This is a genomic window from Myroides fluvii, assembly GCF_009792295.1.
In the GTDB taxonomy this organism is placed as follows: Bacteria; Bacteroidota; Bacteroidia; order Flavobacteriales; family Flavobacteriaceae; genus Flavobacterium; species Flavobacterium fluvii_A.
This window is the reverse complement of the sequence record NZ_CP039934.1, coordinates 2,065,365-2,081,718: the sequence shown is the minus strand read 5'-3', so window position 1 is coordinate 2,081,718 and position 16,354 is coordinate 2,065,365. Positions and strand designations below refer to the sequence as shown.

Here is a 16,354-nt window from a genome sequence, read left to right as displayed (position 1 = left end):
ACCTAGTTAAATTGCTGATAAAAATCGTCGTTTAATACAGTTTTATCTTGAATTCGAAGCAAAGCTTGTTGACTTGCTTGCTTCCATTGCTCCTCTTTTGTTTGCTTATACAACTCATAGGCAGTCAAAGCGTAATTCGCTAGATAATCTGTCGTTGTACCAAAATGATCCTTGCTCTTCTCAAAGAACGCAATGGCTTTGTCATATTGCTTATTCATGCGCAATAAAATTGCTTTAATCAGATAGATTTCCTGTTCTCTCGCTGAAGTCAAGCCTCCTACATGCTTGTACTTCAATAAGGATCGATCCGCATTGACTAATCCCTCTACAACATCGCCGATAGAAGTTGCCGTTAAGCTTAATCCGTAATATCCCTCCGGACTATTGGGAAAATCGTGTTTAATTTCTTCGTATTTTTTTCGCGCTAATCCTACATTTCCATTGCGTAAAGCCGATGCTGCTAAAGCAATTTTAAAGGGTAAAGTAGGTTGAGCAGCTAAACTATCCGCATAATACAAATACGTATACGCAACATCGTCCTTGTCTTGTTTGGTTAACGCTATCCCTGTATAATAATATGCATCGCACAGTTTTTTATCCATTTGTACGATTTGAAAGAATATTTTTCCTGCAGTATTATAGTATGCTTCTTTTTCCAAAGCTTTAAACCCCATGTCGTACAACTGAATAATTTGGAGATTATCCGTTGGACAAGATAAGCTATCACGCAAAGCAGGCACTTGGGCCATTCCCTTGCCCCAAAACCAACAAATTGAAATTAACAGTAAGACCCCCTTATACTTCATACACCAAAGGTGTTTCTAAAGTCGCATCTTCATACTGACGTTCTTCTTGTTCTACGACACGATCTGTAAACAAAATACCATTCAAATGATCGTATTCATGCTGCATAATCACAGCCGTATACCCTTCTACAACTTCCTGATAGTGATTCCCTTCTAGATCAAAATAAGTGATTTGAACAGCTAAACTGCGATAAACAGCCTCATAGCGATCTTCTATAGACAAACAGCCTTCATCTCCTTGTTGCAATACAGCAGAGTACCATACAATTTGAGGATTGATAAAGAACTCAAAAGGTTCATTGGCTTTGTCAAAACGTTTAACTAAAAACAATCGTCTAGCTAATCCAACTTGAGGTGCCGCAATACCCACGCCTGCACGATCGCCATCTGCTACTGTCTTGTACATACGTGCGATTAACATTTTTACGTTAGTATCCTGAGGATCTATTTCCGTACAATTGGTTTTAAGCACTTGTAATTCATCAGGAACACCATCTTGATAAACGTACATCGGTTGGGTTTGATCGCCTTCAAAAATTAAAGCTAATTCTTCTGTTGTTAAGGGATTACATGGTATCATCTTGGTCTTATTTCGAAATCTAATGCGTAAAAATACTATTTCTAACGTTAGCAAAAAAATAAAGCCAGAGATTCGTCTCTGGCTTTCTATATTTATGCAGCTGGAATTGCTGCTGCTTCTTTTGGTTTTTCCTCCTTAGGGGTTTCACCTGTAGGAATAATAGCCTCTCCTTCTGGAGTTACGCCTGATTCTGCACCTGGCTCGGGTTGCTCGTCTTCATCCTCATCGTCATCATCCGTTGTTCTTCCTAAAACCTCACTCGGTTTATAACGTCCCAATTTAATTTTAAAATCATCCGAATTACCCTGAATTTTCATCGGAATCCCGATAATTCCCATCGGAGGTAATCCCAATCGAAGACCAATATTCATCTCTCCATCTAAACTCACCTGTCCTTCGAATCGGGGTCTAAATCCAGCCATCTTCATTCGAGTGCGTTCAATGGTCATTACATTGTCTTTAATTGTTGTTTTTATCTCAACGTCTTTTGCTTTTCCCTCTTCTAGCGATTTCGTATTGGTCTCTTTTGCAATGGCACCTAGGAGATTAAATCCTTTAAACTCAATATTCTCCAAGGTTAAAGATCCTCCACCAACTAAAGAACGAAAAACAGGAAACATATTTTTATCTAAATCACCCGCCAACTTATAATCTAATGAAACCTGACCATAAGCATCCTTAGCCATACTTACCATCTCTCTAAATAAGGTGATTTCCTTATAGGCACGTTGAATATCAAAATCAGAAGCTTGAATAGCATAATCAAATTTTGCTTTTCTAAATCCTGTTGGTTCATAAGTTCCATTCATACCCACTTTTGTTCCTATCAACCCGAAATTCGTGTTTTGAAGGTCAATTTTTCCTCCATTAACTAATAGACTACCTGTAAAGTCTTCCAAGTTATACTCGGTATATTTTATTTTTTTTGCAATTGCATCAAACACGATATTTAAATTCTTAGGAACCTGAATTACCCCGGTACCAGATGAAGATGCTGTTGCCGTTTTACTCTTTGTGCTTTTAGAGTCAAACATCATGAATTCATCCACATTAAAATATGGGCTTTCAAATGTAAATTTACCTTGTAAGGTATCTTCTTTAAGTATATAATCAACTACATTGGTTAAATACCCTTTCATGTTAATTTCAGAACTACCGTAAGTTGCTACAAACTTCTCAAAGCCCATCTTCTCTTTAAAAAACTTAAAAACTCCTTTTTTGATGTGCAATGGATAAGGAAACATTTCTGAATGTATGCGAATATTATCTACTTCAAATTTACCTCCATTTTTCAGCTTGTCGAAATCTCCTTTTATGGCATCACTTTGCAATCCTTTTAAGAATAAACTCGTAATAATTCTACCGTGAACATCAATACCATCAACCTTAAAGATCTTATAGATATCACCAATATTAATCGTCCCTTTTGATTGAATATTATAATTTAAGTTATTCAAATTATACAAACTTGCTGCTAATTGGAAAGGCTCTTTCGCAATCTTGAAATTAATCGGCAATACCTCGATCGATAAATCGTTGATTGATCCACGTGAACTTTTAATAATGGTGTGGATTTGAATATCCTCAATAGGCAATTCAGGCAAACGCTTCAATTGTACATAACCATTAATCAATTTCACTTCTGTATTTAAGACTGGAAAACGCTTGCGTTTTGGCTCATAACTTCCTTTAACTGTTCCGTCTATCTTTAAATTACCACGTAATACAGCCTCATCAAACGGAATAAATTCTTTGATATGATCAAAATCAATATCAGCTTCTATACGCGCGTCAACATCATAAGTGGTCATGTTATTTACCGCAAAATGCCCTTTCACGAAATTATCCATGGCTAAAAGATTTAAATTATCAATGCGGAATTTAATATCTTTTATCTTTTCTGTTGGCCCTTCCGCTTTAACGTCAAAACTAATTTCTTTTAATGCCTGAGGTAAACTATCCAATTTAAAATAACCATTGCGAATCATTCCGTCAAAATCAAACGTTGGAATACTCGTAATCACAGTATCGCGTTTTACTGTGCGCAGTGTTCTTGTTTCAACGATTCCCTTAGCGAATTGTCCGTCAACTTTACCTTTTAACTGCACGTCTCCTTTCAAATCAAAACCAGATAACCCTAAAGCCTTATGAATCAAATCCAAATCCATATTCAGATCCATAGCACTTTGAATAACTGGTTTTTCAAACCCCAGGGTATGTAGTGTAAAATTACTTTTACGCCCTGCAATTGAAAAATCAAGTTGATCAATTATAACCTCACTTTTCTCCATATCAAGAGAAGGCATTTTAAATTGAAATTTCAATGCCAAATCTTTAATTGGATCCATAACATTTCCGTGTTGAATAACTCCATTAGCCACAGCTAAATCCAAGTTAATCGATGGCATTATCGTATCTAAAGCTATAAACTGTCCTTCTAACTTAAATTTACCATCCACAACACCTTCAAACTTGGTTTGATCCAACCACGATTGATATTCTGGTGGTACCAAAGAGAGCAATTCATTTAGACTCGCTTGTTCGGTATTGATGTCGAACAACATGTCATAGCCGTTTTCGATAAAACCGAAACGCCCAATAAAACTAACTAGTAAATCTTTTACTTTTAAATTATTCTTTTGAAACTCAAAAGTTAAAGACTTCGTATCAATCAACGTTTCTAAGTCAGCTAATATCGGTTTCTCTTTAACGTAAAACACATTGTCAAAACTAAAATCAAACGATTCTATGCGAACTTTACTCTTCAGCTGAAATACAGCTTCACTCATATTTCCACTTCCCAAATAATCAAAATTAACAGCCGAAAAATAGAGATTACCCGCCTCATCGCAATAGCGCAATAGCGCATTTTTAATTTCCAAACGATCAATTTGTAAGTCAAACCCTTTTTGATCGTCCTCTTCTTCCTCTGAAGGTTTCATTACCATATAATTCGCTTCACCTTTTTCATTGACCATTAAATCAATAATAGGAGAATCAACAAAAACGCGGTCAAAGCTAATTTTTGAGTCTAACAAACTCATCATATTAATACCAAGCCCTAATTCTTTAGCCGCTAACAACGTCATTGGCTGTAAAGAATCTACTTGAACCCCTTCTATGACAGGCTTTACAACAGTTGCCGTTAAATAGGGGAAATTTTTAAAGAAGGATACATCGATATCGTCAAAAGCTACTTCACCTTCTATTGATTCAGCTAATAACTTTTTGATTTCATCGTTAATTGTATCCTTAAAAAAAATAGGAACAACCAACATGGTTCCTAATACCAAGACTACTAAAGTCCCTAAGACGATAGCTATTCGTTTAACAACTTTTTTTCCAGAAAACCCCATACTTTAACTCTATACAAATTGTGTACAAATAAACAGATTATTTCACAAATTAAGACACAAAATTAGAACATCTTATTCATTTACGAAAAAAAATATTATTTTTTTCGCATATAGCGACATATTATTTGAGTGTTTTTTTGATGAGAGGGTGAGGCGATGAGAGGATGAGTTGATGAGAGGGTGAGGTGGTGAGAGGGGTTTGTCGTTTGTCGTTGGTTGTTTGAACATCTCTTAAATAAGGAGAACCGTTTTTAATCGACCATCTTCACAACAATCAACCCACAACCCCCAAAAAAGCATAAAACAAAAAAGCCTGACTACTAACGTAATCAGGCTTTTTAAAAGAAGGGCGACGACATACTCTCCCACCGTGAGGCAGTACCATCTGCGCTAGCGGGCTTAACTTCTCTGTTCGAAATGGAAAGAGGTGAGCCCCGCCGCAATAACCACCCTAAAGCGGTTGTTATAAATTCCTAAAAAGGATCCTATAACTAATATTGTATATTATAACGTAACAAATACTTACTTTTTTTAGAAAGTTGCCCTCCCTCTACACAAGGTAGAGGGAGATACACATAAGCTTACGGGCTATTAGTACTACTCGACTATGACATTACTGCCTTTACATCTATAGCCTATCAACGTTGTCATCTTCAACGGCCCTTTAAAGAAATCTCATCTTGTGGTGGGTTTCGCACTTATATGCTTTCAGCGCTTATCCCTGCCCAACGTAGCTACTCTGCGATGCCCCTGGCGAGACAACAGATGCACTAGAGGTTGGTCCAATTCGGTCCTCTCGTACTAGAATCAGATCCACTCAAATTTCTAACGCCCACAGTAGATAGAGACCGAACTGTCTCACGACGTTCTGAACCCAGCTCGCGTGCCACTTTAATGGGCGAACAGCCCAACCCTTGGGACCTTCTCCAGCCCCAGGATGTGACGAGCCGACATCGAGGTGCCAAACCCCCCCGTCGATATGAGCTCTTGGGGGAGATCAGCCTGTTATCCCCGGCGTACCTTTTATCCTTTGAGCGATGGCCCTTCCATGCGGAACCACCGGATCACTATGCTCTACTTTCGTACCTGATCGACTTGTTAGTCTCCCAGTCAAGCTCCCTTATGCCATTGCACTCTACGCACGGTTACCAAGCGTGCTGAGGGAACCTTTAGAAGCCTCCGTTACTCTTTTGGAGGCGACCACCCCAGTCAAACTACCCACCAAGCAATGTCCTCTGCAACGCAGAGTTAGATCTCAAATAAGCAAAGGGTGGTATTTCAACAATGACTAACCTACGCCTGGCGACGCAGGATCGAAGTCTCCCACCTATCCTACACATCACTTATCCAAGAACAATACTAAGCTATAGTAAAGGTGCACAGGGTCTTTTCGTCCCACTGCGGGTAATCGGCATCTTCACCGATACTACAATTTCACCGAGCTCATGGCTGAGACAGTGTCCAGATCGTTACACCATTCGTGCAGGTCGGAACTTACCCGACAAGGAATTTCGCTACCTTAGGACCGTTATAGTTACGGCCGCCGTTTACTGGGGCTTCAATTCAATGCTTCTTCTTGCGAATAACATCTCCTCTTAACCTTCCAGCACCGGGCAGGTGTCAGGCCCTATACCTCATCTTACGATTTTGCAGAGCCCTGTGTTTTTGATAAACAGTCGCCTGGACCTTTTCACTGCGGCCAGCTTGCGCTGGCGACCTTTCTCCCGAAGTTACAGGTCTATTTTGCCTAGTTCCTTAGCCATGAATCTCTCGAGCGCCTTAGGATACTCTCCTCGACTACCTGTGTCGGTTTACGGTACGGGTACTAATAATCTAAGTTTAGAAGCTTTTCTTGACAGCCCTTAGGCACACTATCTCGTTGTTCGAAAACGCTGAGTACTATCGCATTTCTCCATCAACTACGCATTTTACTATAGCTGATATAGGTACGTGCTTCAACGAACTATTCCGTCAGTTCGCGGTGCTTTCATCACTGTGTCACTCCATCACAATTATTAGTAGTACGGGAATATTAACCCGTTGGCCATCGACGTCCCCCTTCGGGTGTGCCTTAGGTCCCGACTAACCCTAAGCTGATTAGCATAGCTCAGGAAACCTTAGTCTTACGGCGGGGGTGTTTCTCGCACCCCTTATCGTTACTTATGCCTACATTTTCTTTTCTATAAACTCCACCATACCTCACAGTACGGCTTCTACGTCGATAGAATGCTCCCCTACCACTCACGTTTAAAACGTAAATCCATAGCTTCGGTAGTATACTTATGCCCGATTATTATCCATGCTCGATCGCTCGACTAGTGAGCTGTTACGCACTCTTTAAATGAATGGCTGCTTCCAAGCCAACATCCTAGCTGTCTGGGCAATCAAACCGCGTTTTTTCAACTTAGTATACATTTGGGGACCTTAGCTGATGGTCTGGGTTCTTTCCCTCTCGGACATGGACCTTAGCACCCATGCCCTCACTGATGATTATCATTAATTAGCATTCGGAGTTTGTCAGGAATTGGTAGGCGGTGAAGCCCCCGCATCCAATCAGTAGCTCTACCTCTAAGTAACTATGATCATCGCTGCACCTAAATGCATTTCGGGGAGTACGAGCTATTTCCGAGTTTGATTGGCCTTTCACCCCTACCCACAGGTCATCCGAAAACTTTTCAGCGTTAAACGGTTCGGTCCTCCATTTAGTGTTACCTAAACTTCAACCTGCCCATGGGTAGATCACACGGTTTCGCGTCTACCACTACTGACTAAAGCGCCCTATTAAGACTCGCTTTCGCTACGGATCCATGACTTAATCACTTATCCTTGCCAGCAACGGTAACTCGTAGGCTCATTATGCAAAAGGCACGCCGTCACCCCACAAAGGGGCTCCGACCGCTTGTAGGCGTATGGTTTCAGGATCTATTTCACTCCGTTATTCACGGTTCTTTTCACCTTTCCCTCACGGTACTGGTTCACTATCGGTCTCTCAGGAGTATTTAGCCTTAGCGGATGGTCCCGCCAGTTTCAATCAGGGTTTCACGTGCCCCGACCTACTCAGGATACCACTATCCTTATCTTCTCTTACTTATACGGGACTATCACCCTCTTCGGTTTACCTTTCCAGGTAATTCTAATTCAATCCGCAAGAAATGTCGTGGTCCTACAACCCCAATATTGCCGTAACAACATTGGTTTGGGCTATTCCGCGTTCGCTCGCCACTACTAGCGGAATCACTTTTGTTTTCTTCTCCTCTGCCTACTTAGATGTTTCAGTTCAGCAGGTTCGCCTCCTATTCGGATACTATGTCTTCAACATAGTGGGTTGCCCCATTCGGATATCTACGGATCAATTCGTGTGTGCCAATCCCCGTAGCTTTTCGCAGCTTATCACGTCCTTCCTCGCCTCTGAGAGCCTAGGCATTCCCCATACGCCCTTATTTTGCTTATGTGCTTACAATTCTTTCGAATCGTACTTTCTATAAAATTTTTATTAAATAATAATATGAATTACTATCTAACTGTATTTGTCGTTACAATATGTCAATGATCGTTTTGGACCGTAGTCCTTGTGGAGAATATCGGAGTCGAACCGATGACCTCCTGCGTGCAAGGCAGGCGCTCTAGCCAGCTGAGCTAATCCCCCGTTTTTAGGTCAACAGCTAACAGTTTACGGTTAACAGTAACTTTCAACGGTTTAACTAACCTCTAGAATTTCCTTTGTAATACTTAGTAGTCCCGGGCAGACTCGAACTGCCGACCCCTACATTATCAGTGTAGTACTCTAACCAGCTGAGCTACGAGACTCTGTATATTACTTATTTTATATTTGAACAAACAGCGAGAGTAAATAAACCAACCTCTTTTTTTCTCTAGAAAGGAGGTGTTCCAGCCGCACCTTCCGGTACGGCTACCTTGTTACGACTTAGCCCTAGTTACCAGTTTTACCCTAGGCAGCTCCTTGCGGCGACCGACTTCAGGTACCCCCGGCTTCCATGGCTTGACGGGCGGTGTGTACAAGGCCCGGGAACGTATTCACCGGATCATGGCTGATATCCGATTACTAGCGATTCCAGCTTCATGGAGTCGAGTTGCAGACTCCAATCCGAACTGAGACCAGTTTTTGAGATTCGCATCCAGTTGCCTGGTAGCTGCTTTCTGTACTGGCCATTGTAGCACGTGTGTAGCCCAGGACGTAAGGGCCGTGATGATTTGACGTCATCCCCACCTTCCTCGCGGTTTGCACCGGCAGTCTTGTTAGAGTTCCCGGCATGACCCGCTGGCAACTAACAATAGGGGTTGCGCTCGTTATAGGACTTAACCTGACACCTCACGGCACGAGCTGACGACAACCATGCAGCACCTTGTAAATTGCCCGAAGGAAAGTCTATCTCTAAACCTGTCAATCTACATTTAAGCCCTGGTAAGGTTCCTCGCGTATCATCGAATTAAACCACATGCTCCACCGCTTGTGCGGGCCCCCGTCAATTCCTTTGAGTTTCATTCTTGCGAACGTACTCCCCAGGTGGGATACTTATCACTTTCGCTTAGCCACTCAGTCCGAAAACCGAACAGCTAGTATCCATCGTTTACGGCGTGGACTACCAGGGTATCTAATCCTGTTCGCTACCCACGCTTTCGTTCATCAGCGTCAATAAGTATGTAGTAATCTGCCTTCGCAATTGGTATTCCATGTAATATCTAAGCATTTCACCGCTACACTACATATTCTAATTACTTCCATACTATTCAAGTCTAGCAGTATCAACGGCAATTTTACAGTTAAGCTGTAAGATTTCACCACTGACTTACTAAACCGCCTACGAACCCTTTAAACCCAATAATTCCGGATAACGCTCGGATCCTCCGTATTACCGCGGCTGCTGGCACGGAGTTAGCCGATCCTTATTCTTACGGTACCGTCAAATATCTACACGTAGATACATTTCTTCCCGTACAAAAGCAGTTTACAATCCATAGGACCGTCATCCTGCACGCGGCATGGCTGGTTCAGAGTTGCCTCCATTGACCAATATTCCTCACTGCTGCCTCCCGTAGGAGTCTGGTCCGTGTCTCAGTACCAGTGTGGGGGATCTCCCTCTCAGGACCCCTAATCATCGTCGCCTTGGTATGCCGTTACCACACCAACTAGCTAATGATACGCATGCCCATCTTTCACCGATAAATCTTTATTAATCAAATGATGCCATCCAATTAAACCATGAAGCATTAATCCGAATTTCTCCGGGCTATTCCTCTGTGAAAGGTAGGTTGCATACGCGTTACTCACCCATCCGCCGGTCTCTAGAAAGCAAGCTCTCTATACCCCTCGACTTGCATGTGTTAGGCCTGCCGCTAGCGTTCATCCTGAGCCAGGATCAAACTCTTCATCGTATATTTTTAATATTGTAAAAAGTTAGCTAGTTTATTCGTGATCCTAAAATCACCTTACTCTCTTTATTTTGTATGCTGTTGTCCAATATGTCTATGATCGTGTTTCAATCTCGCTACTACTTGATTTTCGAAGCGAGTGCAAAAGTAATCAACTTTTTCGATTTGACAAAAAAAAATTTGATTTTTTTTCTGTATCCCTCGTCAACCAGTCGGTTACTAAAGCGAGTGCAAAAGTAAAAACTTTATTTGAACTGGCAAAACTTTTTGAGAAAAAATTTTTCTTCCCTTTTTGCCAATCCTCAGTGTTTACTGAAGCGGACTGCAAAGATAAGACTCTTTATTTCATTAATCCAAATTTATTTTTGAAAAATATTTCTGAACCAATCTGTCGTCTTTTCCTCTGCTTTTCTATGAACGTCTGCTTGTTTAATGCGGATGCAAAAGTAGCACCTTTTTTGCCACTTCCAAATTATTTGTTGCTTTTTTTGCAATGATTTTACACCTTTATTCGCAACTCGCTATTATGCTACCTTTTACAGCTTAAAGTTTTTTTGCTTTTTTGCTTTTTTGAAAGTTGCTTTTTTGTGGAATGCATCGATTCAAAGGAGAGGAGACTATATGTAAGGGGCTTTTTTGCTTTTTTGTACGTTGCTTTTTTGTGGAACATATCAATTCAAAGGAGAGGAAACTATATGTAAAGGGCTTTTTTGCCTTTTTGTACGTTGCTTTTTTGTGGAATACATCCAATAAAAGGGGATAAATCTATAAGTAAGGGGCATTTTTGCCTTTTTGTAAGTCGCTTTTTTGTGGAATGCATCCAATAAAAAGGGATAAATCTATAAGTAAGGGGCTTTTTTGCTTTTTTGTACGTTGCTTTTTTGTGGAATGCATCCAATAAAAGGGGATAAATCTATAAGTAAGGGGCATTTTTGCCTTTTTGCAAGTTGCTTTTTTGCTGAATACATCCAATAAAAGGGGATAAATCTATAAGTAAGGGGCATTTTTGCCTTTTTGTAAGTCGCTTTTTTGTGGAATGCATCCAATAAAAGGGAATAAATCTATAAGTAAAGGGCTTTTTTGCCTTTTTGTACGTTGCTTTTTTGTGGAATGCATCCAATAAAAGGTAATAAATCTATAAGTAAAGGGCTTTTTTGCTTTTTTGTACGTTGCTTTTTTGTGGAATACATCAATTCAAAGGAGAGGAAACTATATGTAAGGGGCTTTTTTGCCTTTTTGTACGTTGCTTTTTTGTGGAATGCATCCAATAAAAGGGGGTAAATCTATAAGTAAGGGGCATTTTTGCCTTTTTGTAAGTCGCTTTTTGGGGGAATACATGCAATAAAAGGAGATTGCGTTTAAAAAAAGTATTTTGAACAAAGGGAAAATAACCATTTTTCCCTACCTATATATATAAGGAGAGAATCAAACAAAAATACCTTTCACTCGTACGCCACATCGCTATGTCCATTTTCAAAAAACAAAAACACCCCTTCACAACGAGCAATCTCACAACTTCACAATATATTTCTATCTTTGAACTTCATATTTTTAAACTTTACCTATTATGTATATGAAAAAAGCTATTGTAGGTACCTTAACTGGTATAACTTTATTTAGTATGTCATGCAAAAAAAGCGCAGATCAAGCTGATGCAAACCCGAATTGGGATGAAAGCAATGCTTTTTTTGCTGAAAGTACACTACCGTATCAGACGGCAGATTTTGAAAAAATAAAAAATAAAGATTTTAGACCTGCTATTTTAGAGGGTATGCGTCGTCAAGTAGAAGCCATTGATAAGATTACGGCCAATACAGAAGCGCCTACTTTTGAGAATACTCTTGTGGAGTTAGAAAAATCAAGTGCGTTATTAAATCGAGTAAGTTCCGTATTCCATTTATTAGTAGGCGCACATACTAATGATGAAATTAAAGCCATCAACCAAGAACTATCTCCAAAATTTGCTGCGCATAATGATGGGATATACCTTAATGACGCTTTATTTCAAAGAGTCAAACAATTACACGATCAACAAGCTTCGTTAGGATTAACGAGTGAACAAGCACGTGTATTAGATGTGTACTATCAAGAATTTATTCGTTCTGGTGCTAACTTAAAACCAGAACAAAAAGAAACACTAAAGCAACTGAACCAAGAATTGGCCTCTTTAACTACTAAATTTGGAGATCAATTATTGGCAGCTACTAAATCTGGGAGTGTTACCTTCACCAAAGAGGAATTAGACGGACTTAGTGAATCTGAACTAGAAGCTTTCAAACAAGCAGATGGAACCTATGCTATTCCTTTAAACAATACCACGCAACAACCGATTGCTGCATCCTTACATAATAAGGAGTCGCGCAAAAAGTTATTTGACGCGGGTTGGAATCGCACAGAAAAAGGGGATGACAACGATACAAGAGAAACGTTAATCACTATAGCAAAGAAACGCGCGGCAAAAGCGGAGTTATTAGGTTTCAAGAACTATGCTGAATGGAGTTTACAAGGAAGTATGGCAAATAAACCCGATCAAGCAAAAAAATTAATGGATCAATTGAGTCCGTATGCTGTAGGGGCCGCCACACAAGAAGCTAAAGAAATCCAAGATTTAATTAATAAACAAGCGGATCCTTTTACTCTAACGGCTGCGGATTGGGATTATTATGCTGAAAAAATCAGAGAACAGAAATACGCTCTAAACTTAAATGAGGTAAAACCCTATTTTGAAATGAATGCTGTTTTAGAAAAAGGAGTTTTCTATATGGCTGAAAAATTATATGGTATTACTTTCGAGGAACGAAAAGACATCCCTGTTTGGCAAGAAGATGTACGCGTTTTTGAAATTTTCAATGAAGATAAAAGCCCGATTGGGTTATTTTACGTTGATTTCTATGCTCGTGAATCAAAACGCGGAGGTGCATGGATGAGTAATATTGTTACACAGTCGAAATTATTGAATCAAGCTCCTGTTGTTTACAATGTTTGCAACTACCAAAAACCGGCGGCGGGTCAGCCTACCCTTTTATCACCAGATGAAGTAATTACGATGTTCCACGAGTTTGGCCACGGATTACACGGATTCTTATCTGATGTTACCTATCCTACTGTTGCTGGAACAAGTGTATCTCGCGATTTTGTTGAATTGCCTTCTCAATTTCACGAACATTTTGCTTTTTTACCTGAAGTATTGACAAACTATGCAAAACATTATAAATCTGGAGCAGTCATTCCTGAAAGTTTGATTGCGAAAATGAAAGCCGCTCAAAACTTTAATATTGGATATGGATTGACAGAAATTTTAAGCGCTTCTTTATTAGATATGGAGTGGCATACGATTTCCTCTACTGCGGATATTAAAGATGTAGCAGCGTTTGAACAACAAGCATTAGCTAAATACGGAATTAATTTAGCAACTGTACCTCCGAGATACCGTTCTTCCTTCTTCAATCACGTATTCGGAGGAGGATATGCTGCGGGCTACTATTCCTATACTTGGGCAGAAACATTAGACAATGATGCCTTCCAATGGTTAATGGACAATGGTGGAATGAACCGCAAAAATGGTCAAGTCTTTAGAGATAAAATTTTATCAAAAGGAAATACTAAACCATCAGATGAAATGTATCGCGAGTTTAGAGGTAAAGATGCAACGATTGATGCTTATTTAAAAATGAAGGGCTTTGATCAAAAGACTACTTTCAAAAACAACAATAACGTAGATGCAAAAATCTAATTTATAAAAAAAAGTCAGAGCACATGCTCTGACTTTTTTTATTTACTTATTTCTTTAAAGCTATCAATCATTTTGTCCATAGCCTCTTGATTTTTGTCTTGATGTTCTTTCAGCGTCCAAGTCAACACTTGATAGTAGTTTTCTTCTCCCTCAAAAGAAGCGAACTTATAATAAACATCTAATCCTCCTATTCTAGCTGTAAAATCAACTGTTCTTGCGGGTAGTTTGTTTATTGTCGGGTCTAGAAGTTTCAATTGACTTGGTTCTAATGCATCCAAACTTGAGGTTAAATACTCTAAGGTTGTTTCTGAAAATTGTGCAAATATATCTTCCTTTTCCCCAAGCTCGGCTTGAAATAGCTCATCGATTTCACTTTTACTCTCTTTGATGACAATCAAGTAAAGCTCTTCACTAACATTTTGTAATTGAAGCGTAGCATCTCCATTCAATGCTCTTGTCTTTTCCATCGTACTTGGCACTTCAACACTGAATTTGTCTTCATGTACAATTTCGGTATAGGCCTTTTTTCCAGTACATCCTACGAGTACAACAAAAAGGAGTATTAGGGTTCCGATTTTCTTATTCATCTGTGTTTTTATTTATTCCAGTAAAAATACGCACAAAATTAAGAATGTTCCAAATTTTGCATAACTTCAGCAAATAGCTTCATGCTGTACTTGCGTTTGTCATAATCATAAATCGGCGTTGTAATCATTAGCTCATCCACTTCCAATACTTGGCAAAAGCGATTGAGTTCGGGTAACATTTCTTCTTTTGTTCCAATAAACGAACAAGCAGTCATATTGTAAACAGCGGCTTCTTCTTGTACGGTCCAAATTCCCTGCATGGATTCGATGGGTGGCTGTAGAGGTTTTCGGTCATTTCGAATAATTCCCAAAAACATGCGATAAAAAGAAGTTGCCAATATTTCGGCTTCATGTGTGGTATCAGCTAAAATTGCATTGACACAAGGCATGAAATAAGGTTGATCTAACTGTGCAGAAGGCTTAAAATTATTCTTGTAAATTTTACCTGCCATTTGAATTTGATCAGGGGCAAAATGACTGGCAAAGGCATAAGGCAATCCCAACTCAGCCGCTAAATAGGCACTTTCCGTACTTGACCCTAAAATCCAAAAGGGAACTTCTACCCCTTCTCCAGGAAAGGCTCTTACTTTTGCTTCGGCGTTTGCTGTGCTAAAAAATGTTTTCAACTCTTGTATTTGTTGCGGAAAGAAGTTTGCGCTTTGTATGTCATTTCTCCTTAGTGCCATAGCAGTAAGTTGATCTGTACCTGGAGCTCTTCCCAATCCTAAATCAATTCGATTAGGGTATAGAGATGCTAGCGTACCAAATTGTTCGGCAATTACTAAAGGAGGGTGGTTGGGTAACATAATACCTCCCGACCCCACTCTCATTTTTTCTGTACCTCCTGCTACGTAACCAATGAGAACTGAAGTAGCAGCACTCGCAATATGGGGCATATTATGATGCTCAGCTAACCAAAAACGAGTATAATTCAATTGCTCCGCATGTTGAGCAGTAGCTAATACATTATTTAATGTTTCTTTCGTCGATTTTTCAGCGCCAATAACAGCTAAATCTAAGAAAGAATAATCTATTTTTTTATTCATATTACTAAATCTTGTGAACGAATTATTGTAAACGATTAAATTAATCAATAAAAAAAGAATACACTAATGCAATAGAAATAGTTTAACATTTCTAAGTATTCTTACCTCTAGCTATAATAAAAAAAGCTCATTCGGTATAGAATGAGCTTGATGTTTTATCGGATTGTAATTGTACAATTGGAAAGATCGTCAATAATAGCCAACGATTCAACGCGCACGCCTTTTTCCTCTAACAATTTTCTCCCTTGTTGGAAGGCTTTCTCTATAATAAATCCCATTCCCACTAGATTAGCTCCAGACTGCTCTATTAAATCCAGCACGCCTACGGCAGCATTTCCATAGGCTAAAAAGTCATCGACAAAAAGCACATTATCCTCAGGTGTTAGAAAATCATTGCTAATAACAACGTCATAGGTTCTGTCTTTCGTAAAAGAGTGAATTTGTGTGTGCAACATATGCTCCATCGTACTAGGTTTTTTCTTCTTTGCAAATACGACTGGCAGATTAAGAAGGTATCCTGTCATAATAGCGGGTGCTATTCCACTAGCTTCAATCGTCATAATCTTATTAACATTCGTTCCTGCAAATCGACGGACAAACTCTACCCCTATGGATTTCATTAAAACAGGATCCATTTGGTGATTAATAAAGCTATCTACTTTTAAAATTCCTCCTTCAAAACATCTACCATCTTGAAGAATTCGCTGACGTAATAATTCCATTATTTTGTGTGTTGTCTATGAATAAATAAAGGAGATTCAAATCGATCTCCTTTTTGGGTAATACAATTACGCGAAGTTAAAATAATATAACTCGTTTACAAAAATCGCAAACGTATTTTTAAAAATAGACCTA

7 protein-coding genes, 2 tRNA genes and 3 rRNA genes are annotated in these 16,354 nt (G+C 39.4%); 1 reads left to right on the top strand and 11 read right to left on the bottom strand.

The window, feature by feature from the left end:
* Positions 1-2: 2 nt before the first annotated feature.
* The 8 genes from FBR08_RS09525 to FBR08_RS09490 all read right to left on the bottom strand — a co-directional run bounded on the left by FBR08_RS09525 (position 3) and on the right by FBR08_RS09490 (position 10,136).
* Positions 3-806, bottom strand: coding sequence for a tetratricopeptide repeat protein (locus tag FBR08_RS09525; protein ID WP_233266074.1), 804 nt, complete (start codon positions 804-806; stop codon positions 3-5).
* Entirely contained in the window at positions 796-1,386 is a 591-nt protein-coding gene (gene def / locus FBR08_RS09520) for a peptide deformylase (protein WP_158962501.1), read from the bottom strand. Before def ends, FBR08_RS09525 begins: the two co-directional genes overlap by 11 nt.
* Positions 1,387-1,478: 92 nt before the next feature.
* Positions 1,479-4,742 (bottom strand): AsmA family protein, encoded by a 3,264-nt coding sequence (locus FBR08_RS09515; protein WP_158962500.1) that lies wholly within the window; start codon positions 4,740-4,742, stop codon positions 1,479-1,481.
* A gap of 344 nt (positions 4,743-5,086) precedes the next feature.
* A 5S ribosomal RNA gene (gene rrf, locus FBR08_RS09510) occupies positions 5,087-5,196 on the bottom strand.
* A gap of 117 nt (positions 5,197-5,313) precedes the next feature.
* Positions 5,314-8,194 (bottom strand): 23S ribosomal RNA (locus FBR08_RS09505).
* Between the two features lie 120 nt (positions 8,195-8,314).
* Positions 8,315-8,388, bottom strand: a tRNA-Ala gene (locus FBR08_RS09500).
* A gap of 87 nt (positions 8,389-8,475) precedes the next feature.
* Positions 8,476-8,549: transfer RNA gene (locus FBR08_RS09495), tRNA-Ile, on the bottom strand.
* A 69-nt stretch (positions 8,550-8,618) separates the two neighbouring features.
* Positions 8,619-10,136, bottom strand: a 16S ribosomal RNA gene (locus tag FBR08_RS09490).
* The 16S, 23S and 5S rRNA genes sit together here with 2 tRNA genes alongside, the layout of an rRNA operon.
* Positions 10,137-11,700: 1,564 nt before the next feature.
* Between FBR08_RS09490 and FBR08_RS09485 the strand changes: the two genes are divergently transcribed.
* Positions 11,701-13,866: a M3 family metallopeptidase gene (locus tag FBR08_RS09485; protein WP_158962499.1), complete on the top strand. Its 2,166-nt coding sequence runs from the start codon at positions 11,701-11,703 to the stop codon at positions 13,864-13,866.
* A 38-nt stretch (positions 13,867-13,904) separates the two neighbouring features.
* Here the strand turns inward: FBR08_RS09485 and FBR08_RS09480 are convergent, their stop codons facing one another.
* From FBR08_RS09480 to xpt, 3 genes are all read right to left on the bottom strand, one after another.
* A complete protein-coding gene (locus FBR08_RS09480) occupies positions 13,905-14,453 on the bottom strand; it encodes a hypothetical protein (protein ID WP_158962498.1) in 549 nt (182 codons plus the stop codon).
* Positions 14,454-14,491: 38 nt separating this feature from the next.
* A complete protein-coding gene (locus FBR08_RS09475; protein ID WP_158962497.1) occupies positions 14,492-15,499 on the bottom strand; it encodes an LLM class flavin-dependent oxidoreductase in 1,008 nt (335 codons plus the stop codon).
* A gap of 155 nt (positions 15,500-15,654) precedes the next feature.
* Positions 15,655-16,221: a xanthine phosphoribosyltransferase gene (gene xpt, locus FBR08_RS09470; protein ID WP_158962496.1), complete on the bottom strand. Its 567-nt coding sequence runs from the start codon at positions 16,219-16,221 to the stop codon at positions 15,655-15,657.
* Positions 16,222-16,354 lie beyond the last annotated feature (133 nt).

Bases quoted from the DNA above. Each gene is read 5' to 3' on its own strand.
- FBR08_RS09525 (WP_233266074.1), bottom strand. From the start codon at position 806: ATGAAGTATAAGGGGGTCTTACTGTTAATTTCAATTTGTTGGTTTTGG.
- def (WP_158962501.1), bottom strand. From the start codon at position 1,386: ATGATACCATGTAATCCCTTAACAACAGAAGAATTAGCTTTAATTTTT.
- FBR08_RS09515 (WP_158962500.1), bottom strand. From the start codon at position 4,742: ATGGGGTTTTCTGGAAAAAAAGTTGTTAAACGAATAGCTATCGTCTTA.
- FBR08_RS09485 (WP_158962499.1), top strand. From the start codon at position 11,701: ATGTATATGAAAAAAGCTATTGTAGGTACCTTAACTGGTATAACTTTA.
- FBR08_RS09480 (WP_158962498.1), bottom strand. From the start codon at position 14,453: ATGAATAAGAAAATCGGAACCCTAATACTCCTTTTTGTTGTACTCGTA.
- FBR08_RS09475 (WP_158962497.1), bottom strand. From the start codon at position 15,499: ATGAATAAAAAAATAGATTATTCTTTCTTAGATTTAGCTGTTATTGGC.
- xpt (WP_158962496.1), bottom strand. From the start codon at position 16,221: ATGGAATTATTACGTCAGCGAATTCTTCAAGATGGTAGATGTTTTGAA.